This is a genomic window from Candidatus Accumulibacter contiguus (assembly GCF_012940005.1).
GTDB classification, from domain to species: domain Bacteria; phylum Pseudomonadota; class Gammaproteobacteria; order Burkholderiales; family Rhodocyclaceae; genus Accumulibacter; species Accumulibacter contiguus.
On record NZ_SPMX01000006.1, the window covers coordinates 106,795 to 127,215 of the forward strand.

General features: G+C 60.0%; 15 protein-coding genes and 2 pseudogenes. 9 read left to right on the top strand and 8 right to left on the bottom strand.

Annotation, left to right across the window (positions count from 1 at the left end; genetic code table 11):
* Window positions 1-263: 263 nt before the first annotated feature.
* Window positions 264-2,441: a bacteriohemerythrin gene (locus tag E4Q08_RS02390; protein WP_169069187.1), complete on the top strand. Its 2,178-nt coding sequence runs from the start codon at window positions 264-266 to the stop codon at window positions 2,439-2,441.
* Window positions 2,442-2,502: 61 nt separating this feature from the next.
* A complete protein-coding gene (locus tag E4Q08_RS02395; protein ID WP_169069188.1) occupies window positions 2,503-3,798 on the top strand; it encodes an MFS transporter in 1,296 nt (431 codons plus the stop codon).
* Window positions 3,799-3,850: 52 nt separating this feature from the next.
* Here E4Q08_RS02395 and E4Q08_RS02400 read toward each other — a convergent pair whose 3' ends face one another.
* On the bottom strand, window positions 3,851-4,381 hold the full coding sequence (locus tag E4Q08_RS02400; protein WP_308240036.1) for an OmpA family protein: 531 nt from the start codon (window positions 4,379-4,381) through the stop codon (window positions 3,851-3,853).
* A 74-nt stretch (window positions 4,382-4,455) separates the two neighbouring features.
* Between E4Q08_RS02400 and E4Q08_RS02405 the strand changes: the two genes are divergently transcribed.
* Together E4Q08_RS02405 and gstA are read left to right on the top strand one after the other, a co-directional pair.
* Window positions 4,456-5,103 (top strand): LysE family translocator, encoded by a 648-nt coding sequence (locus E4Q08_RS02405; protein WP_169069190.1) that lies wholly within the window; start codon window positions 4,456-4,458, stop codon window positions 5,101-5,103.
* Window positions 5,104-5,272: 169 nt separating this feature from the next.
* The gene (gene gstA / locus E4Q08_RS25575) at window positions 5,273-7,522 is read left to right on the top strand and encodes a glutathione transferase GstA (protein WP_169069191.1); all 2,250 of its coding nucleotides are present in this window, start codon (window positions 5,273-5,275) and stop codon (window positions 7,520-7,522) included.
* Window positions 7,523-7,626: 104 nt separating this feature from the next.
* Here gstA and tkt read toward each other — a convergent pair.
* From tkt to E4Q08_RS02425, 3 genes and pseudogenes are all read right to left on the bottom strand, one after another.
* Window positions 7,627-9,661, bottom strand: a pseudogene (gene tkt / locus E4Q08_RS02415) (transketolase).
* Window positions 9,662-9,835: 174 nt separating this feature from the next.
* A complete protein-coding gene (locus E4Q08_RS02420) occupies window positions 9,836-10,711 on the bottom strand; it encodes a phosphoribulokinase (protein WP_169069192.1) in 876 nt (291 codons plus the stop codon).
* Window positions 10,712-10,761: 50 nt separating this feature from the next.
* A pseudogene (locus tag E4Q08_RS02425) lies at window positions 10,762-11,844 on the bottom strand (class 1 fructose-bisphosphatase).
* A 114-nt stretch (window positions 11,845-11,958) separates the two neighbouring features.
* On the opposite strand from E4Q08_RS02425, the gene E4Q08_RS02430 reads away from it, so the two are divergent.
* Window positions 11,959-12,870, top strand: a complete 912-nt coding sequence (locus E4Q08_RS02430) for a LysR family transcriptional regulator (protein WP_169069193.1) — start codon at window positions 11,959-11,961, stop codon at window positions 12,868-12,870.
* Window positions 12,871-13,096: 226 nt separating this feature from the next.
* Here E4Q08_RS02430 and E4Q08_RS02435 read toward each other — a convergent pair whose 3' ends face one another.
* Together E4Q08_RS02435 and rapZ are read right to left on the bottom strand one after the other, a co-directional pair.
* On the bottom strand, window positions 13,097-13,465 hold the full coding sequence (locus tag E4Q08_RS02435) for a NusG domain II-containing protein (protein ID WP_169069194.1): 369 nt from the start codon (window positions 13,463-13,465) through the stop codon (window positions 13,097-13,099).
* Complete coding sequence (gene rapZ, locus E4Q08_RS02440) at window positions 13,465-14,343, bottom strand: RNase adapter RapZ (protein ID WP_034914081.1); 879 nt, start codon at window positions 14,341-14,343, stop codon at window positions 13,465-13,467. Before rapZ ends, E4Q08_RS02435 begins: the two co-directional genes overlap by 1 nt.
* Window positions 14,344-14,992: 649 nt before the next feature.
* Between rapZ and E4Q08_RS02445 the strand changes: the two genes are divergently transcribed.
* The 4 genes from E4Q08_RS02445 to E4Q08_RS02460 all read left to right on the top strand — a co-directional run bounded on the left by E4Q08_RS02445 (window position 14,993) and on the right by E4Q08_RS02460 (window position 19,341).
* The gene (locus E4Q08_RS02445) at window positions 14,993-16,156 is read left to right on the top strand and encodes a M20 aminoacylase family protein (protein WP_169069195.1); all 1,164 of its coding nucleotides are present in this window, start codon (window positions 14,993-14,995) and stop codon (window positions 16,154-16,156) included.
* Window positions 16,157-16,508: 352 nt separating this feature from the next.
* On the top strand, window positions 16,509-17,189 hold the full coding sequence (locus E4Q08_RS02450) for a response regulator transcription factor (protein ID WP_169069196.1): 681 nt from the start codon (window positions 16,509-16,511) through the stop codon (window positions 17,187-17,189).
* Complete coding sequence (locus E4Q08_RS02455; protein WP_248594641.1) at window positions 17,158-18,648, top strand: sensor histidine kinase; 1,491 nt, start codon at window positions 17,158-17,160, stop codon at window positions 18,646-18,648. The genes E4Q08_RS02450 and E4Q08_RS02455 overlap by 32 nt, the downstream gene beginning before the upstream one ends.
* Window positions 18,649-18,807: 159 nt before the next feature.
* A complete protein-coding gene (locus E4Q08_RS02460) occupies window positions 18,808-19,341 on the top strand; it encodes a hypothetical protein (protein WP_169069197.1) in 534 nt (177 codons plus the stop codon).
* Window positions 19,342-19,420: 79 nt separating this feature from the next.
* Here E4Q08_RS02460 and E4Q08_RS02465 read toward each other — a convergent pair whose 3' ends face one another.
* Window positions 19,421-19,936 carry a hypothetical protein gene (locus tag E4Q08_RS02465; protein ID WP_169069198.1) on the bottom strand — a complete coding sequence of 172 codons (516 nt, stop codon included), beginning with the start codon at window positions 19,934-19,936 and terminating at the stop codon, window positions 19,421-19,423.
* Complete coding sequence (locus E4Q08_RS02470) at window positions 19,936-20,163, bottom strand: hypothetical protein (RefSeq protein WP_169069199.1); 228 nt, start codon at window positions 20,161-20,163, stop codon at window positions 19,936-19,938. Before E4Q08_RS02470 ends, E4Q08_RS02465 begins: the two co-directional genes overlap by 1 nt.
* Window positions 20,164-20,421: the final 258 nt, after the last annotated feature.

Sequence of the window (20,421 nt, forward strand, 5' to 3'; positions counted from 1 at the left end):
CGACTGCCCGAACGGCACGTGGTCCTGCTGCTGAATAATACATCCCCCGGTTTCCCTGGGTAATGTCGGAGCCTGATTGTTACGGTATCCAAATCCGGAAGCGGCGTGGGAATTTCGGCACCGCACTTTCGAGATTCTCATCGTGCATCTTATCAAAAGGGATGGTCTTTACTTGTATTGTTTGATTCCCCGATCCGCCTGCTGTTGCATCTTTCGTTCGATTGGTACAGCATCGCCGATTGGCCGAGAATAGAAAATAGGGGATGGACATGATTGCTGCGTTGTTGCGTCGCCTGAGTCTGATGAATCGACTGACCGTGACCGCCGTTCTGGCCTTGCTGGCCATGCTGCTGATCGTCTGGGAAAGTGTGTGGTCGATGCATCACCTGCTTTACGAGGACCGCCAGGTCAAGACACGGCATCTGGTCGAGGTGGCGATCAGCGTCCTTGATCATTACCACGATCTGCAGAAAGCCGGCACGCTGAGCGAGGACGAAGCCAGACAGCAAGCGATCGCTGCGGTCAAGCGGATGCGTTATGAAAAGACCGAGTACTTCTGGATCAACGACCTCGGCAAGCCGGTGCCGAAAATGGTGATGCACTCGACGGTACCAGCGCTCGATGGCAAGGTGCTCGATGAGAGCCGTTTCAACAAGGCCATCTCCCTGCAGGCCGGGCTGAGCGGCGACAAGATCAAGGCGGATGGCAAGAATCTCTTTGTCAGCTTCAACGAGGTGGTCGACAAGGCAGGCGAAGGCTATGTCGAATACCTCTGGCCCAAGCCTCTCGCAGGCGGCGGGGTGAGCAGCGAACTGTTTACCAAGCTGTCCTACGTCAAGAAGTTCGAACCCTGGGGCTGGGTCGTTGGTTCCGGCATCTACATTGATGATGTCGACCGGATATTCCTGGAAGAGGCGAAGCACAGCGTCTTACTGGCGATTGCTGCTACCTGCATCCTGCTGCTGAGCAGTTGGCTGGTGCGGAAAAGCATCGTCAGCGAGTTCGGTGGCGAACCCCGCCTCGCGTTGGGCGTGTCCAGCAGGATCGCCAGCGGCGACCTGACGCAGGAGGTACCCTTGCAAAGAGATGACCGGGACAGCCTCATGTTCGTTCTCGCGCACATGCAGAGCAGCCTCAAGGAAATGCTGCGCGCCATCTTCATCAACGCCAACAAGGTGCAGGCAAGTATCGAACGCCTTTCCGCCGAGTCCAACGCGATCAACCTGGCGACCCAGGTGCAGGCCGCTGCCGTCAAACACAGCCGTTTGGCGATTACCGACGTTTCGGCAAGCGTCGATGTGGTGAATGGACTGGTACATGCAACCGAAGATGGCGCCAACGAGGTCGCGCGGCGCGCCCATGATGGCGCCAATGTAGCGGCAAAGGTTGCAGTCGAGATGCAGGCCATCGCCGATACGGTCGCGGTCTCGTCGGAGCAGGTTTCCCGGCTGGTGGCCAGTACCAGCGAAATCGGCAACATGGCCAGGGTGATCAGGGAAATTGCCGACCAGACCAATCTGTTGGCACTCAATGCAGCCATCGAGGCTGCCCGCGCCGGCGAACAGGGGCGCGGCTTCGCGGTCGTGGCCGACGAGGTCCGCAAACTCGCTGAGCGAACCAGCAAGGCGACGAGTGAGATCGGGAGCATCCTGCAGGGCATCCGGACCGATACCGAAAGTGCAGTCGAAGGCATGCAGGCGGCGGCACCGGTAATCGCCAGCGGCGTCACGCAGGCCAACTCCGCCGCCGACACCTTGTATGCCATCGAAGAACAGGCGCAGGACACTCTCCAGAAAATGAAGGCGCTTTCGCAGGCGACCCGCGAGCAGACACAGCGCATCGAAGACATCGTCAGCAATGTCGATGAGGTGATGACCGCTTCAGGACAGACCGAGAATGTAATCAAACAGTCGCTGCAATCGGCGGCCGACCTGGAACAGGCGTCCAGCGAGATGTTCTCGATGGTGCAACGCTTCAATATTGGCGAGTTGGACGGCAACGGACGGCAACCGGCGGCTCGTGCTCAGGCTGCGGTCAAGCCGCTGATGGCCTGGTCAAGTGCCTTGGCCGTGGGGCATGCGGAAATCGATCGCCAGCATCAGGTGTTGATCGAAATCGCCAACCGTCTGAACCATGCCATGCTCACCGGAGCAGGCCGGGTGGCCTGCGGATCGATTCTCGACGAACTCGTCAACTATACGGTCAATCATTTCGGCTTCGAAGAGAAGCTGATGGAGAAGCACAGCTACCCAGACCGCGCGGCGCACCTGGCCGCCCATCGCAAGCTGATCGCAGAAGTCTCGAAGTTCAAGCGCCAGTATGAAGACGGAGGGGCAATCTCGGTCGAGCTGATGGGCTTCATCCGCGATTGGCTGGTCAACCACATCCTCAAGGTCGACCGGGCGCTGGTGCGTGATCTGAGCAGCCGGGGGCTGTCGTGAAAGACGCCCCAGGGGCGCCGGCGGCCTCCTGTCTGCCTGGATTACCGGAATCCGCAGCGCGATGAGCGACCTGGCCCGGCAGCAAGGTCGCCGCCGCGCACTGGCCCTGGGGATCGTTATTGCGGCTTACGTCCTGTCGTTTTTTCAGCGCTTTGCGCCTGCCGGCATCGCGCCGGACCTGATCACGGCGTTCAACACCACGGCGTCATCGCTGGGGGTGCTGGCGGCGACCTACTTCTACGTTTACACCGTGATGCAGGTGCCGACCGGCATCCTCGTCGATACCCTCGGACCGCGCCTGATTCTCCTGCTCGGCGGACTGGTCGGCGGCGTCGGGAGCCTGTTGTTCGGCATGGCGCCCAATTTCGATCTGGCCCTGCTGGGGCGTACGCTGATCGGGCTGGGCGTTTCAGTGACTTTCATCGCCATGCTCAAGATCATCGCCCTGTCTTTTGATGAACGCCGCTTTGCCAGCCTGGTTGGCCTGAGCATGCTGATCGGTAACCTGGGATCGGTGCTGGCCGGCGCGCCACTCTCCTGGCTGGCCCAGATCACCGGCTGGCGAAGTATATTCGTCGGCCTGGCGGCTGTTTCGCTGCTACTGGGAACGGCTTGCTGGTACTTGTTGCGCGAGCCTGCAGATGAGAGCCAAAGTCCATCGGCCCCGGCAGGCAAACCTCGCTTCGACCGCACGGTGATATTCTCCGGCCTGCTGTCGGTGCTCGGTAACCGTGACACCTGGCCGGTTGCCGCAGTCAATTTCGGGATCAGCGGCAGTTTCTTTGCTTTTGCGGGCTTGTGGGCAACGCCTTTCCTGACCGAGGTGCATCATCTGGAGCGCGCCGTGGCAGCCAGGCACGTGAGTCTCTATTTCGCTGGTTTCGCGCTGGGCTGTGTATTCGTCGGTACGCTCTCTGATCGCCTGGGCCGGCGCAAGCCGGTGCTGGTGGCGGGTAGCCACCTGTATGCCTTGATCTGGCTGGTCTGGCTTTCCGGCAGCACCCTGCCTGTGAGCTTGAGCTTCGCGCTGTTCGCGCTGATGGGACTGCTCACCGCCAGCTTCACGCTGACCTGGGCCTGCGCCAAGGAGGTCAATCCGCCACTACTCTCGGGTATGTCGACCAGCGTGACCAATATGGGCGGCTTCCTGGCGGCCGCCATCCTGCAGCCGCTGGTCGGCTGGGTCATGGATTGGAGCTGGCAAGGGGGTCTGACAGCAGCCGGGGCACGCCTGTACACGCCAGCGGATTTCCACACCGGCCTGCTCCTGCTGGCCGGAACGGCCAGCTTCGGTGCCCTGGCTTCGTGGCGGATTCGGGAAACCAACTGCCGGAACATCTGGCAAGCACCGGCCTAACGGTCATGGCTTTGTGAGACACCCCGGATGATGAAAGCCCTGACCGTTTCCCTCAGCGCCGCTCATAGACCAGTTCGACTCGCCGCATCGTGCGACGGCAGGCTTCGCTGTCGCATTTCAGTTTGCTGCTTTGCTCGCTGCCGACGGGTTGGCGGCGAATCTGGTTTCTTGCGACGCCAAGCGAGCGCAGCCGGTCGCTCACTGCCTCGATGCGCTTGTCCGCCACCGCAAGGTTGTAAGCGGCACTGCCCAGATTATCGGTATGGCCGACCAGGATCACGATCAGTTGTGGATCCTCTTTGAGTTTCTGAGCGTTCTGGCGAAGCACTGCATCTCCATCACTGTCGATGGTCGCGCCGTCAAAAGAAAAATAGACAGTCCTTCGGGCCTCTTCATCGGCGAAAGGGGTCGGTTTTGCCGTTCCTGGCCGACCGGTATGCGCAGGAGATTGTGCGGCCTGCTCTTGCATCGCACCGTTCTTCCCGGAATCGCCCGACGCAGGTGGTTTTTCAACCGTCGCGCAAGCCGAGAGGAGCAGGAGGATTGTCAGGCAGCAACGGAATGGATGCGGGGAAAACGACATGGACAATGTACCATCAGATGGAAGTGCAAATAGGCGCGTAAGATCCCGAGAGTGTAACAATTTTCTGGGCGCTCATGAGTGAAGCCTTCCTCCACAACCCTGCCCTGCCTGCTTTCCTGCTTGCCAGCCTGGTGCTCGCGGCAACGCCGGGGCCGGGAGTGATCTACATACTGGCTCGCACCCTGGAGCAAGGCAGGCGCGCGGGGCTTTCTTCGGTCGCCGGTGTCGCATCGGGCAACCTGGTCAACGCCATCGGCGCAGCGATCGGACTGGCAGCGCTGTTGACCCTCTCCTCTCTGGCCTTCGCAGTCATCCAGTACGCTGGGGCACTCTACCTCTTCTATCTGGGAGTCAAAACGCTGGCTACTGCCCCTCCCAGCACGCCAGGCGACGCTTTCGGGAAGGCCGCTCTCGCGGCGATCTTCCGCGATGGCTTCATGGTAGCGGTGCTGAATCCGAAAACGGCGTTGTTCTTCGCCGCATTCCTGCCGCAGTTCATCCATCCGGCAGCACCGGCGATGCTTCAGAGCATGCTTTTTGGCGTGCTGTTCGTCTTGATTGCGCTCGTCACCGACAGTATTTATGTACTGACCGCGAGCGCCGCGTCGCCAGCGCTATCCCGCCTGCACAAGGCGCCTCGCTTTGCCCGCTACCTGAGCGCGGCCGTCCTGATCGGCCTCGCCGTTCTGGCCGCCACGAGCGCTTCAAGCAGGAGCAGATAGTTCTTTGTCATTGACGGATGCCGTTTGCGGGTGCGATGTTCACAGCAAAGTGGATCCCAAGGCGATCCTCAAGCAAGCTATGCTTATGGATTCAGAAGAACCCGGCGCGCACCGACGACCTGGATGTCGTGCGACCGTGTCAAGAACGCAGTGACGACGAGGAGGAACGATGAACAAACAGATCGTTGTTTGCATGGATGGCACCTGGAACGATCCCATCGAACAAACCAATGTGTATCGCTTGTTCGAGATGCTGCCCGGCAGGGAACAATTTGTCGAGGAGCAGGGACCGATCCGCTCTCATCTCAGCAAGCGCAATGAGGAACTCGCCGCTTTTTATCTGAAAAGTGTCGGCAACGGCGGGCGAACACAAGGATTGCTGGGCAGCACGCAGGGCATTGGTCTGCACGATTGCATGATCGACGCTTATGTACTGGTCTCACAGATGTATCAGAGCGGTGACAAAATCTGGTTGTTCGGTTTTTCTCGCGGGGCCTGGGCGGCCCGCAGCCTATGCGCCTTCATCGCCCGCACCGGCTTGATCTGGGCAGCCGAAGCCTACGACGACACCGCTGCCGACATGGCCGAAAAAATCTGGCTGGCCTTCAAGGAAGGCCGTGGCAAGAAACGCGGTGGGCGCTTCTGGAAATACCACGACGAAACACCGATCCGCATGATCGGTGTCTGGGATACGGTCGGCGAATTTGGCGTACCGGAGTTCAATGGCCTGCGCATGCTCGACCGCGACGAGCTGCGCTTCCTGAAGTTTGCCGACCGCGAACTGAGCCCCCGCGTCGAGTACGGGCGCCAGGCACTGGCCATAGACGAAGAACGTTCCGACTTCCGGCCGACACTGTGGAACGAGCGCGCGGGGATCAAGCAGGTCTGGTTCCCCGGCGTGCATGCGGATGTCGGTGGCGGTTACGAACACTGCGGACTCTCGGACATCTCCCTCGAATGGATGATGAACGAGGTCAACGACCTCGACGCCAGCCTGCGGCTATTGCCCGCTCAACTCAGCCAGCCCCTGGCGCCCGATCCCCTGGAGGACCGGCACGATGAAACGCACAACCTGGTCTGGCGATCGCGGCCACACGAGGAACGCAAGATTCCCGACGATGCCCAACTGCACCCCTGTGTCCTGTTGCGGCTGCAGGAGCGCTCCGACTATCGCCCCAAGGCACTCGAGGATGTGCCGGCCTGCGCCGCCTTCTACCCGAAAGACGGGCAGCCCCCCGAGGAAGAGCTGCAATCGGAGCGTGAGCCCCTGCCCTTCCGCAAGCTGCCGCTCGATGGCTCGACACGCTTCCCGGCCTACGCGCACAAATGGTGGAACGCCTCCGGCGTCGAAGTCGATGCCGGCGAGAAATACCGTATCGAAGCCAGCGGCGCGTGGACCGACAAGGGAACTCCTTCGGGAGCCGACGGCTACGAATCCAAAGCCTGGTTCCTGCAACTTGCCGAAGGCAGCCGCCGCCTCGAAGAACGCCCGTGGTTTTCCTTGGTCGCCGCCATCCATCCGCGGCCCGATCTGGAAGCCAACAATCCCGACTCGGAGAACCTGTTCACCGGGCTGCTCGAAAGCGCCATCAGCGGCGTCGCGCGCATTGACGACGAGAGCAGCCTGATTGCCGCCCCGAATGGCTGCGAAATCGAGATCAGCGAATCGGGTTTCCTGTACTTCTTCGCCAACGACTCTCCTTATTCTTACGGCAATAACAGCGGCTTCCTCACTGTCGAAGTCACCCGCATCCCCTGGTCGGCGAAAGAACACCAGAAAACCCAGCCCACGCCGCCAGCGCTGCCGGGTAGCCTGGACGTCAAGCTCTACTACACCCCCGGCACCTGCTCGCTGGCAGCGCACATCGCCCTGCGCGAGTGCGGCCTCGACTTCGAGCTGGTGCGCGTCGATATCCGCCAGCGCAAGCTGGCGGACGGCAGCGACTTCAGCGCCATCAACCCGAAGGGCTACGTACCAGTGCTCGAAATCGACGACGGTGTCTGTCTCACCGAAGTTTCGGCTATCGTTCAGTACATTGCCGACCGCCGGCCGGAGAGCGGCCTGGCGCCGCGTCCTTACACGCTAGAACGTTATCAGTTGCAGGAATGGCTGGCCTTCATCAGTTCCGAGCTGCACAAAGCCTTCACGCCGCTATTCAGGCCGGGCACACCGGAGGATTACCGGTTCCGCCTCCAGGAGAACATCGTCGCTCGCCTGGGCTATATCGCCACCCGCCTGTCGGACAGGGATTACCTCCTGGGCGACCAGTTCACCGTCGCCGACGCCTACCTGTTCACCGTCCTCGCCTGGAGCCGTGCAATAGGCATGGAAATCGCGCAGTGGCCGACTCTACTGGCTTTCCAGGAACGCGTCGGGCGCCGCCAAAGCGTCCGCGATGCCCTGGAAGCAGAGGACTGACGGGATCGCCGGCTACGGGGGGGCACGCGACCCACCCCGTGCGAGTCAGGCATCATGGTCTCGGGCAAGCGCCCGCCGGTGCGCCCCGTACTGCCGAGGGGCCGTCACTGGCAGCGGACAATGGGTGCCGATGCGCTCAGACGACGCGCCTGCGCGACGATATTCGCGACATGGATACCGAAGAATTCGTAGAGTTCGGCGGCTGGCGCCGATTCTCCGAAGCGGTCGATACCGATCACGGCACCGTTTGGCCCGACGTACTTCCACCACAGATCGGGATGTCCGGCTTCGACCGCAAGTAACGGGATCGATGGCGGCAGCACCGTCTGGCGGTAAGCCAGGGGTTGCAGATCGAAGCGTTGGGTACAGGGCATGGCGACGACGCGCGCAGCGATTCCTTCCCGAGCGAGAACGGCCTGGGCGTCCAGGGTGAGACTGAGTTCCGAGCCGGTTCCGATCAGCACGACACTCGGCGTTCCGCCATCGGCCTCGCGCAGCACGTAGCCACCCAGCCGGATGCTGGCCATCTGCTCGGCGCTGCGCGGCAGTGCCGGCAGGTTCTGCCTCGACAACAGGAAGCATGAGGGACCATCGTGTCGCTCAAGCGCTGCGCTCCAGGCCACCGCGGTCTCCATGGCATCGGCCGGGCGCCAGACGTCGAGACCCGGAATCAGCCGCAACGCAGCCGCATGCTCGATCGGCTGGTGCGTCGGGCCATCTTCACCAAGACCAATCGAATCATGCGTGTAGACCATCAACTGCCGCAGCTTCATCAGTGCCGCGAGACGGATTGCATTGCGCGCATAATCCGAGAACACCAGGAAAGTTGCCGTGTAGGGAATGAAGCCGCCATGCAGAGCAATGCCGTTGGCGATCGCGGTCATGCCGAATTCGCGTACGCCGTAGTGGATGTAGTTGCCGCCAGCCTCCCGGTTCGCAGGCCGGGTGCCGCTCCAGTTGGTCAGGTTTGATCCGGTCAGGTCGGCCGAACCACCCAGCAGTTCGGGCAGCAGCGGAGAAATCGCTTCGATGGCGTTCTGCGAAGCCTTGCGCGTGGCGACGGCAGTGGTCCGGGTCGTCCATTGGGCGAGCAGCGCGGTCACATGTTCCGGCCAGTCGGCGGGTAGTTCCCCTCGCATCCGGCGTTCGAATTCGGCGGCCAGTTCGGGATAGGCGGCACGATAGGCGGCGAAGTTCGCTTCCCAGGCATATTCCGCGGCTTCTCCCCTGACCCTTGCATTCCAGCCGGCGCGCACGTCGGCTGGCACTTCGAAAGCGGCGAAAGGCCATTCGAGCTGGCGGCGGGTATTGGCGATCTCTTCGGAACCCAGGGGGGCGCCGTGCACATCGTGTGTGCCCCCCTTGTTCGGGGAACCGAAACCGATCATCGTCTTGCAGCAGATCAGCGTCGGCCGACCGGTTGGGGTCCTGGCGATACGGATTGCGGCCTCGATCGAATCGGCGTCATGACCGTCGCAATGGGGTACCACGCGCCAGCCGTAAGCTTCGAAGCGTTTTGGCGTGTCGTCGGCAAACCAGGGCTGTACGTGACCATCGATCGAAATATCGTTGTCGTCGTAAAAAAACGATCAGCTTGGACAAGGACAAGCGCCCGGCCAGCGAGCAGGCCTCATGCGAAACGCCTTCCATCAGGCAGCCATCCCCGATAAAGGCGTAGGTGTAGTGGTCGACGATCGTGTGCCCTTCGCGGTTGAAGGTCTCGGCCAGCAGCCTTTCGGCCAGGGCCATGCCCACTGCGTTGGCAAGGCCCTGGCCGAGTGGTCCAGTGGTCGTTTCAATGCCGGGGGTGATGCCGAATTCGGGGTGCCCAGGGGTTTTTGAGTGCAGTTGCCGGAAGCGCTTCAATTCGTCGATCGGCAGATCGTAACCGCTGAGGTGCAGCAAGGCGTAGATCAGCATCGACCCATGTCCGTTCGAGAGCACGAAGCGGTCACGGTCACACCATCGGGGATTGGCCGGGTTGTGTTTGAGGTGATGGCGCCAGAGGACCTCGGCGATGTCTGCCATTCCCATCGGCATCCCGGGGTGACCGGAATTCGCAGCCTGAACAGCGTCAATGGCGAGGAAGCGCAGCGCATTGGCGCAGCGGCGGCGGAATTTTCGGGATTCGGTGGGCAAGACAATCTCCTTTAATCAGAACCAGGTTTACTATGAAAGTCGCGAGCGACTCTCAAATCTCCCTCCCCCTCGCGGGGGAGGGGTCGGGGGGAGAGGGGAAACGGTCATGACTTTCATCATCGGGGGTGTCTTGCAAAGTCATGACCGTTTGGTCAATACGACATGCCGCCGCTTTCAGCGCGAACGGCGTTTCTTGTCCATCAACTGCATGATCATCGGGGTGAAGATGATCTGCATGGCCAGACCCATCTTGCCGCCGGGACAGACAATGATGTTCGGCCGCGACATGAAAGAATCGTGCAGCATGCTCAGCAGATAGGCAAAGTCGATTCCCTTGGGATTGGCGAAACGGATCACCAGCATGCTTTCGTCCTGCGACGGAATATCCTGCGCGATGAAGGGGTTCGAGGTATCGACCGTCGGCACGCGCTGGAAATTGACGTGCGTCCTGGAGAATTGTGGGCAGATGTAATGGATGTAGTCAGGCATCCGCCGCAGGATGGTGTCCATCACCGCTTCGGTCGAGTAACCACGCTGCGCCTTGTCGCGATGCAGTTTCTGGATCCATTCGAGATTGATGATCGGCACGACACCAACACAGAGGTCCACGTGGCGACTGACATCGATGGCATTGGTCTGGGCAGCACCGTGCAGGCCTTCATAGAAGAGCAGATCGGTGCTCTGCGGCAGGTCGGTCCATTCTGTGAAAGTTCCCGGTGGCGAGCCATAAAGCTTTGCCTCGACATCGTCGTGCACGTAGTGGCGACTCTTGCCGCGACCACTCTCGCCATATTCGCGGAACAGTTCTTCAAGTTCTGCCAGGAGATTGGCCTCGGGTCCGAAATGGCTGAAATGGTTGTCGCCGGTGAGGCTTTTCTCGGCCATCGTTGCGCGCATCTCCTCTCGGTCGTAACGATGAAAACTGTCACCCTCGATGATCGCTGCGTTGAGCTTTTCGCGCCGAAAGATGTGTTGGAACGCGCGCGTGACCGAGGTCGTGCCGGCGCCCGAAGAACCGGTGATTGCGATGACTGGATTTTTGATCGACATGGGGTGTGGCTCCGTTGCGTAAAGGGTGTTATTCCGGTTCGCGGCGCTGCTCAATCGTCCCTGAACAGGGTTCGCGTCGAAAAGAGTGGCGACCGGTACGGCTGATCTTCTCCGGTTTCGTGCTCACGGTGGTAGCGTTCGATGCGCTCTACCTCGTCGCGCGAACCGAGAATGACCGGCACCCGCTGGTGCAGGCTGGTCGGCTGCACATCGAGAATGCGTTCCTTGCCGGTCGATGCCAGGCCGCCGGCCTGGCCAACGATCATCGCCATCGGATTGGCTTCGTACATCAGTCGCAATCGCCCCGATTTGGACATGTCCTTGCTATCGCGCGGGTACATGAAAACGCCGCCGCGCATCAGAATCCGATGGACCTCAGCGACCATCGAAGCCACCCAGCGCATGTTGAAGTCCTTGCCACGAATGCCCGTCTTGCCTGCCAGACACTCGCTGACGTAGCGTTGCACCGGCGGCTCCCAGAAACGCTCGTTGGAAGCATTGATCGCAAACTCGCGGGTTTCCGGTGAAATCACGAGATGCGGATGCGTCAGCAGGAACTCGCCGATGTTACGATCGAGTGTGAACCCATACACGCCGCTGCCAACGGTGAGCACCAACATCGTCGATGGACCGTACAGTGCGTAGCCAGCGGCAACCTGGCGACTGCCAGGCTGCAAGAAATCCTCTGCAGTCGGCGCGCCGGAACTACAATTCTCGGGGCAACGCAGCACTGAAAAAATACTGCCGACCGACAGGTTGACGTCGATGTTCGACGAACCATCGAGCGGGTCGAAGACCAGCAGATACTTGCCGCGAGGATGTTCAGCGGGAATCGGGTAGATGTCCTCCATTTCCTCCGACGCCATCGCGGCCAGATGGCCACCCCATTCACAATGGTGAGTGAAAGCCTGGTTGGCCAGCACGTCGAGTTTCTTCTGGCTTCGCCCTGGACGTTTTCACTGCCCTCATCGCCCAGCACGCCGGCCAGCGCCCCCCCGCGAGACGCCCTGTGCAATGGCCTTGCACGAGCGCACGACGTCGCTGATGAGCATCGAAAAATCGCCGACCAGCGCTGGATTACGGCGCTGTTCCTCGATCAGGAATTTGTTAACGTTGGTACGTCCGCATAACATGGCGATACTCCAGGAGAGGAATTCTGTCGGTCTGGGAATTGTCCAGATTCTAGCGGGCTGATACAAAAACGCTAGTTAAACGTATTGTTCATTTTGTTTAGTAAAACATTATCTATGAGAAATGCCACCATCCGTCAGCTTCAAATCTTCTCGGTGGCCGCCAGCCATCTGTCGTTTGCGCGCGCGGCGGAAAAGCTGCACCTGACGCACGCCGCCATCTCACTGCAGATCAAGCAGCTCGAGGAAGTCAGCGGCACCCTGCTGTTCGAACGGATCGGCAAGCGCGTCTTCCTGACCGAGGCTGGCGAAATTCTGCTCAGCCATACGCGTCAGATTCTGCAGTCGCTGAAGGAAGCGGATGAGGCGCTGCTCGCCCTGAAGGGACTGAAGGGCGGACGCATTGCCGTCGCCGTGGCCAGTACTGCCGAATATTTCGCGCCGGGATTGCTGGCCGAGTTTCGCAAGACGCAGGCCGACGTGCGTATCCGGATGCTGATCGACAACCGCGATACCGTCAGTCGCCTGCTCACCGGCAACGAGGTCGACCTGGCCATCATGGGCCGTCCGCCAGCCGAACTCGACGCCGTGGCGGTGGCCTTTGCACCACATCCGCTGGTAATCGTCGCCAGTACTGCACATCCCTTGAGCCGGCTGCCCAGCGTGGCGGTCGAGGAGCTTGCCGACGAAATGCTGATCGTCCGCGAATCGGGATCGGGCACCCGTTCGGCGATGGAGGAGTTCTTTCATGAACATTCGGTCAAGCCGCGCATCGGCATGGAAATGGGCAGCAACGAAGCGATCAAGCAGGCGGTTGTGGCCGGCCTTGGCATCAGCTTCATTTCCCAGCACACCCTCGGCCTCGAACTGAAAGCGGGACGCCTGAGCATTCTCAAGGTCGAAGGAACACCCGTGATGCGTCGCTGGCACATCGTTCGCCACAAGAGCAAACACCTGACCCCAGCACTGGCTGCCTTCTGGGACTTCGTAGTCGAATTTGCCCCCGCCCACCTGCGAAAGCTGGTCTGACTCGACTGCACAAGCTGCAACTCGCCAAGTAGATTTGCATCTTTCCTTGCGTGCTGACGAGATGGTGGACGCGATCAAGACAAACTTGAAGGTGTCGAAAGTCACGATGCTCATCTTCCTCGTCAAGAAGCTGCGGCAGCACTCACCCTATAGTTGTACAGAAAGGCGTGGTGCCATTTGGCGGCAGGATGATGATTCGGTCAAATCGTCTTGCGGGCATGCCTCTTCAGTACGAGAGCGAATCGTAGCTGCCCCCCTGGATCTCGACACTGACCTGATTGGGTGCACAGATGGCGATCTCGCCGGGGCGTGTCAGCCAACCCTGGCGCACGCAGTATTGCCGGGGACCCGGGTCGGCAGCGACGCGCACCCGCCGCTGCTCGACGACAATCGTCGTCATTCCGAGTGGCCCAGGAACTTCAATGCGGCGATTGCGCGCCAGATCGAGTTCAGAGAACACTTCGCCAGCACGCTTGATGATGGCTTTTTCGGCGACACCGGCGCGCCATGCCAAAGGCAGGGATGCGGCGCAGACACACAGACCCAAGATGACCAGCAGCCAATCGCCAGACTTGAACAGCCCGACCCAGAGCATCAGGGGTTTTCGCTGCCAGCCATCGGAGAACGCAACTCACGGTGGCGAATCAAGACGCGTGCACAACGGCGAAACTCGCGCCCCAACCATTCGGCGAAGTAAACCGAGCGATGCTGGCCACCCGTGCAACCGATGCCCACCGTCAGATAATTGCGGCTGTCCTGCACATAGGAAGGCAACCAGGCGCGAATGAAGCCGGTGATATCGTCACGCATGCGCAGCACTTCGGGTTCCGCTTCGAGGAAATCGATGACCGGCGCGTCACGGCCGGTGAGCGGACGCAAGATCGGATCGTAATGCGGATTGGGCAGGCAACGAACGTCAAAAACGAGGTCGGCGTCAAGCGGCATGCCGTGCTTGAACCCGAATGATTCGAACAGCAGCGTCAGTCCCTGGCAGGGGTCTGAGGAAAGACCCCGGGTAACGAACTGACGGACCCACTCGCGTAAGGCGCTGGCCTTGACCCCGCTGGTATCGACATGGTGACCGAGTGCAGTCAACTCGGCAAGGCGAACGCGTTCTTCGGCAATGGCTTCGGTCAGCGTCAGCTGGTCGCTGGCCAGCGGGTGTCGACGCCGGGTTTCAGAGTAGCGCTTGATCAGCGTCGCATCCTGCGCGTCGAGAAACAGGAACTGCAGGTCGAGATCGTTGGCGCGCAGAGCATCCAGCTGCAAGGGAAGCATGGCCACGCTGTCGCCACCGCGAATGTCGATCACGACTCCGACCTGGTCGTAGCCTTGCAGCTCAAGTTGACCAACCAGCGGCTGTAGCAATTGCGAAGGCAGGTTGTCGACGCAGTAGTAGTTGGCATCCTCAAGTACTTTGAGGGCGATCGATTTACCCGAACCGGACAGGCCGCTGATGAGAACGAGATGCATGTCCAGAAGCATAACGGATGCCTGACCCAACAAGCAAGCCACTCTCCAAGAGGTTTTTTTAAGTAATTGAATATAAAGTAATTTATATTCCTCCGGAAGGTCTGTGTAGCAAGCTACGACGAGACTCTGTAATGTGAAAGTCGCGTATGCGACGTACGAATCTCCCTTCCTCCCTCGCGGGTGAGGGGTCGGGGGAGAGGGAAACGGCCGTGACTTTCATGATCGGGGGTGCCTGGAAAAGTCATGGCCGTTAGCGTGGATGCGCTGAGCGACACGGCAAGGTGTCGAATCGGTGCGAATTTCCGCCCTCTTCTTGCATTCCGGGAGCGGTCTGCAACGCAGGGAACCAAATGCTCTGTATTAAAGAGATTTGTATACAAATACTATAAAGACTATAGTCACAACAAGTCTGTGGATATCTTTTTTATTATTCAACAAGTCAATAGCTTGGATTGATTTTTGCGATGGAAGAAAGGCGGTATGAAGATGTGGACAGAATCGAACAACTTATCCACAGGCGCTTCCTGCCGGCTTTGTTCACGAATACTCCGAGGCTTTTCCACCAACTTTTCCCAGGGCCATCCTAGCTCTTCAGCGCTGGCACGAGATCTGGAATACACTCGACATTCCCCGTGATCCGGTCGAACGTATGACAACTCTGAACATTCCTTTTCTCTTTGAACTCGCGGTGATTCGGCGTGACCTCCACGCTCACCCGGAACTGGCCTTCAATGAGCTGCGAACTTCTGAACTGGTGGCTCGCGAGTTGACCCGCTACGGGCTGGAGGTCGATTGTGGTCTGGCGAGCACCGGTGTCATCGGTATCCTGCGCAAGGGCAACAGTCCCCGTGCCATCGGTTTGAGGGCCGACATGGATGCGCTCCCTTTGCACGAGAAGAACGACTTTCCGCACCGTTCGAGAAACGAAGGACGCATGCATGCCTGTGGTCATGACGGGCATACGACGATTCTGCTTGGTGCCGCACGCTACATGGCCGAGCACCGGGATGATCTCGATTTCGACGGTACCGTTTACTTCATTTTTCAGCCTGCCGAGGAGTCCGAGGGAGGTGCCGAGGTGATGATCGCCGAAGGGCTGTTCGAGAAATTTCCGATGGACGCGGTATTTGGTCTGCACAACTGGCCGGGTATCCCGGTCGGCGAAATGGCGGTGATGCCGGGGCCGGTAATGGCCGGCACCTGTACCTTCGAAATCTCGGTGCGGGGGCAGGGTTGCCATGCTGCGATGCCGCATCAGGGTGTCGACACGCTGGTTGCAAGCAGTCATCTGATGTTGGCGCTGCAAACCGTCGTTGCCCGCAACGTGCATCCCTGCGAGTCCGCGGTGCTCAGTATCACCCAGATGCACGCCGGCGAAGCCTGGAATGTCATCCCCGATGACGCTGTTCTGCGCGGTACGATCCGCAGCTTCAACGTCGAAACCCAGAATCTGGTCGAACGCGCGATTGAGCGGCTGTGTCATGGCATTGCCAGTGCTTTTGGAGCGCAGATTGCGGTGCAATTTGATCATCGCTATCCGCCAACGGTAAACAGTGCTGCGGAAACGGAAGTCTGTCGGCGTGTGGCAAGCGAATTGTTGGGCGCTGATCAGGTGCGCGAGAAGGAACTTCCCTCGATGGGTGCCGAGGATTTTGCCTACATGCTTCGCAAAAAGCCGGGTTGCTACGTATGGCTGGGCAATGGCCCGGGCACCGGGGGTTGCACTCTGCACAATCCACATTACGATTTCAACGACGAGATCCTGCCGTTGGGGGTGAGTTACTGGGTTCGGCTGGTAGAGGCGGTGCTGTGAGCGTACGCTCTGACTGCGGCGTACCCGGCTGCTGATTCGACGCCCGCTGCGTCTGAACGGGCCTCGGAGGCCACAGTCGGATAGGCGCGCATCTCTTGCCGAACGAATCGAAAAGGCGTGTTTTTTGTTACACTCGACGAGTGAACCATGGGTAGCGTCCCCCAGGATCGGCAAGTCTGCCGAGACCCGGCTGCGAAAAAAATGGTGGGGAGTACCCGGTGCAGTATTCAGGCACTCCCCGAGTTCGGGCCGAAACCAGAACTCCCATGACCATAAAAGGAGAACAGCGTGCATAGTCTAAAGCCAGGGACTTACAAACAACTTACGCCTGTCAAACCAAAAGCGGCACGCCGTGCGCATTCTCCTCGCTGAAGACGACCGAATCATTGCCGATGGCCTGTGCCGATCACTGCGCCAGGGAGGCTATGCGATCGACTGCGCCTACAATGGTACGGATGCTGATACAGCCTTGTTGACCAATACCTATGATCTGCTGATTCTCGATCTTGGTCTGCCGAGGCTGCCGGGCTGGGACGTGCTGCGTCGTCTGCGGGCGCGTAACTCGACGACGCCAGTATTGATTCTGACTGCGCTTGACGGTATTGACGATCGGGTCAAAGGGCTCGATCTCGGAGCTGACGACTATATGGCCAAGCCCTTTGAACTGGCTGAACTCGAGGCTCGTGTGCGGGCTCTGAGCCGCCGCTCCTCGGGTACTTCGCGGATGATCCAGTGTGGGTCACTGACTTTCGATCAGACCGACCGCTGCGCACTGGTAAATGGCGAGATGCTCGAACTTTCGGCACGCGAACTGGGCCTGCTCGAAATTCTCCTGTCGCGGGCAAAGCGCCTGGTCAGCAAGGATCAATTGGTGGATCACCTCTGCGGTTGGGGTGAGGAGGTCAGCCATAACGCGATCGAGGTCTATATCCACCGCTTGCGCAAGAAGCTCGAATCCACCGGGGTCAACATCATTACCGTGCGCGGGCTCGGCTACTGTCTTGAGAAACCTGCGGAAGAGAGAAAACCCTGACATCCAGCGCTCGCTGTTTGGCGAGATTCTCGACTGGATGCTGGCCCCACTCCTGTTCGTGTGGCCGATCAGCATCGCGTTTACGCACTACTTTGCCAACAGTGTGGCCAGCTTCCCCTACGATCAGTCCTTGCGCGAACACGTTGCGGCAATCTCGCGCCAGGTCAGCTTTGTCGATGGGCATCCGCAGTTGGCATTACCCAATCTGGCACAGATCTTCCTGCGCTCGGACGAGATCGATAACGTCTATTTTCACATGCTTGACCCCGATGGCCAGTTGATCGTCGGTGATCCGGAACTGCCCGTACCGAAACGGCTCGACACCCTCCTGGTGAATGAGCACAGTGAAGTGCTTTTCCGCGATGACGAGTACCGCGGACAGTCCCTGCGCGTTGCCTACCTGTATCTGTTGGAAGCCGGGGCGCCCCCCGAGCGTGGCGTGCTGATTGAGGTCGGGGAAACGACTGAAAAGCGCTCCCAACTGGCGAACAAGATCATCGCCAGCGTCATCCTGCCGCAGTTCGTGATCATTCCGCTCGCCGTGGTCCTGGTCTGGTTCGGTCTGTCGCAAGGTTTGCGTCCGCTGACACGTTTGCGTGACCGGATTGAAGCCCGCCGCGAAGCAGATCTTTCACCGATTGCCCTGCGCCGCGTCCCGGAAGAATTGCGACCGCTGACCGAGGCTTTCAATTCCATGTTGGCAAGAATGCAACAGAATGTGACCGCTCAACGCCGTTTCATCGCCGATGCCGCGCATCAGATGCGTACCCCGCTGACGGGTTTGAAAACGCAGGCGCAACTGGCGATGCGCGAGACCGACCCGGCAGAGCTTCGGCACGCCCTCAGGCAGATCCTGAACGGTGCTGACCGTGCTTCGCATCTGGTCGATCAGCTACTGGCCCTGGCCCGTGCGGAGGCTAGCGAGCACTCGCAGCAGACCCTGGTGGTCCTCGATCTGAATCACTTGTTACGGGAGGTCGTGGAAACCTGGGTTGTGCAGGCTCTTGAAAAACGCATTGATCTGGGTTACGAGCCTGCGGGTAGCGTACTCATCCTGGGCAATGCCTTTCTGTTGCGCGAGATGATCAACAACCTGCTCGATAATGCCCTGCGCTATACACCCCCTGGAGGGCGGGTGACCGCGCGGGTGGTTGGGCAAGGCGATTTTGCCCTGCTCGAAATCGAGGACAGCGGGCCGGGGATTTCCGATGCCGAATCCCAGAAGGTTTTCGACCGCTTTTACCGTGTGGATGGCACCGATGGTGAGGGCAGTGGCCTGGGATTGGCTATCGTTCGCGAGATTGCCGAAGTCCATCAAGCCGCAGCGAGTCTGCGTCCAATCAACAGGGACATGGAGGCCGACGAACCCGCCGGTTGTGTCGCCAGAATTGTCTTCCCGGTCTATCGCGCAACGTCGCAGGGCTTGATCCAGGAGCCCGTACAGACCGGTTTTGCCTGATGGGCAACAAGTGCGTCAGCTGGATGACAATGAAGGCAGTGCTCGCGGCCGCCAGCGTGGCAAAAAACAAGTAGTCCCATAAGGCGATTTCCGAGAAAGCCTCCCCCTTGCCCCCTTGATGGCAGAATGTAGCCTATCGTGACGATGAGACTTTTCCGCATGAACACGACCTTCACTTCCACAGACAAGCCGCTCCTGAATGTGTCTCCCATTGATGACCTGAAGCAGGCGGCGTCGAAGATGCTGGGAGCGGAGCGTCGGTCGTTCGAAGCGGCGATGGCACTGAAATATTGTCAGGGCAATGCCCGCCAGGCGGAGTTGCTATTTGGCTGGAGTCGCCATTCTGTCGAACTGGGGCTTCCTGAGCGACGCAGCGGTGTCATCTGCCTGGGGGTACAAGCAGCCTTTTGCGGGAACAAGTGGTGGGAGGAAAAACATCTGGGCCTTGATCATCATTCCGGCCAAGGCCGGCTGCTGCGCTTGGTGAAAGTCTTGCGGGAGAGTGGCAGGATCCTCGAAATCTCGTACCCTTGGAAGGGCAAACTCACCGAGGGAGAAGGAAAATGCTCGAAGGTCCTGCCAGGATTGACTATAGCCCAGACACGAGGCCGGTGCCACCGCGCACTGTACGGTCGTCGATGGTTGGTGGGTCGTGAGGCGCCGCTCGCGCCTGGAGCGGGCGGAGCAGCTTGAGACGGTCAACGCGCGCTTGGCGGCGGGACAGCCGCAACGGCAGGTCACCGCCGACCAGCGCTGGCTACCGTGGAAGGCATCACGGTTCATGCCCGTGACCGGCCGCCCTGTCTGGGAAACGCTTTCGGAGCGCCGCCAGCGCCCGCTCCAGGATGATGCGGTCGGCCACGTCCTTGTCCCGCGTCGTCTGTTTTGTCCGCAGCAGTCCCTCGAGATTGATCGTACGGATTGGCAGGCCGTCCAGATCAATCGTCTCGGCAAACGGCTCCAGCGTCTCGTAGGTCTCACCGCAGGCATTGAGCATGACATCCACGACGAAGGCATCAGCCACACGGATGTTCTCCCCTTCCTCGAACCAGGCGGGATCGATGTCCGTCGCCGACTGGTCCGGCAATACCATCAGGGCCTCCTTGATGCGTTCTCCGGCTTGCCGGGTCGCGGGGACCAGCACGTCAATGTCTGTGGTTGCGCGATGGTAGCCATGGGCAAACAGCGCGTAGCCGCCAATCAGGAGGTACTCGGCGCCTTGCCGATTCAGCGAACCGATCAGGGCCTTGAGGTCGGCCAGGGTAGCCGGTCGGCTGTACTCTTCCATCAGCGACGCGCCAGGGCGGCGGCGGCCATGCCTCGGACCAGACAATCCACTTGGTGGCGATTGGCGTCCTCATGGGTCTTGAAGCGGAACACACCCTTCGGGATAAAAGTCGACTTGCCCGTCGGGAGACAGTGGATTTCATCGTTGAAACGAGCCCCCTCAGCCAAGAAGGCGGCGGAAGCCGAGAAGCTGATCGGACGTTCTTTGCGGTGGCCGATGGTGCGCATGTTTCTCTCCTAACGGTCATGGCTTGGTGAGACACCCCGGATGATGAAAGCCCTGACCGTTTCCCTCTCCCCCCGACCCCTCCCCCCGCAAGTGGGGAGGGGAGATTCGTGAGTCGCATACGCGACTTTCACATTAACCTTCCCCTATCCCCCGTTGCGCAGACCCTTGCCGCCTTCGCCACGAGTCCGCCTGCCGGGTGACCGACCGCGTACTGCAGACGCGTAGCGATGTGAGCGGTACCTATGGGCCGGTCCGGA

Excerpts from the sequence above, each read along its gene's own strand:
- E4Q08_RS02390 (WP_169069187.1), top strand. The coding sequence starts at position 264 with ATGGACATGATTGCTGCGTTGTTGCGTCGCCTGAGTCTGATGAATCGA.
- E4Q08_RS02395 (WP_169069188.1), top strand. The coding sequence starts at position 2,503 with ATGAGCGACCTGGCCCGGCAGCAAGGTCGCCGCCGCGCACTGGCCCTG.
- E4Q08_RS02400 (WP_308240036.1), bottom strand. The coding sequence starts at position 4,381 with ATGTCGTTTTCCCCGCATCCATTCCGTTGCTGCCTGACAATCCTCCTG.
- E4Q08_RS02405 (WP_169069190.1), top strand. The coding sequence starts at position 4,456 with ATGAGTGAAGCCTTCCTCCACAACCCTGCCCTGCCTGCTTTCCTGCTT.
- gstA (WP_169069191.1), top strand. The coding sequence starts at position 5,273 with ATGAACAAACAGATCGTTGTTTGCATGGATGGCACCTGGAACGATCCC.
- E4Q08_RS02420 (WP_169069192.1), bottom strand. The coding sequence starts at position 10,711 with ATGTCGATCAAAAATCCAGTCATCGCAATCACCGGTTCTTCGGGCGCC.
- E4Q08_RS02430 (WP_169069193.1), top strand. The coding sequence starts at position 11,959 with ATGAGAAATGCCACCATCCGTCAGCTTCAAATCTTCTCGGTGGCCGCC.
- E4Q08_RS02435 (WP_169069194.1), bottom strand. The coding sequence starts at position 13,465 with ATGCTCTGGGTCGGGCTGTTCAAGTCTGGCGATTGGCTGCTGGTCATC.
- rapZ (WP_034914081.1), bottom strand. The coding sequence starts at position 14,343 with ATGCATCTCGTTCTCATCAGCGGCCTGTCCGGTTCGGGTAAATCGATC.
- E4Q08_RS02445 (WP_169069195.1), top strand. The coding sequence starts at position 14,993 with ATGACAACTCTGAACATTCCTTTTCTCTTTGAACTCGCGGTGATTCGG.
- E4Q08_RS02460 (WP_169069197.1), top strand. The coding sequence starts at position 18,808 with ATGAACACGACCTTCACTTCCACAGACAAGCCGCTCCTGAATGTGTCT.
- E4Q08_RS02465 (WP_169069198.1), bottom strand. The coding sequence starts at position 19,936 with ATGGAAGAGTACAGCCGACCGGCTACCCTGGCCGACCTCAAGGCCCTG.
- E4Q08_RS02470 (WP_169069199.1), bottom strand. The coding sequence starts at position 20,163 with ATGCGCACCATCGGCCACCGCAAAGAACGTCCGATCAGCTTCTCGGCT.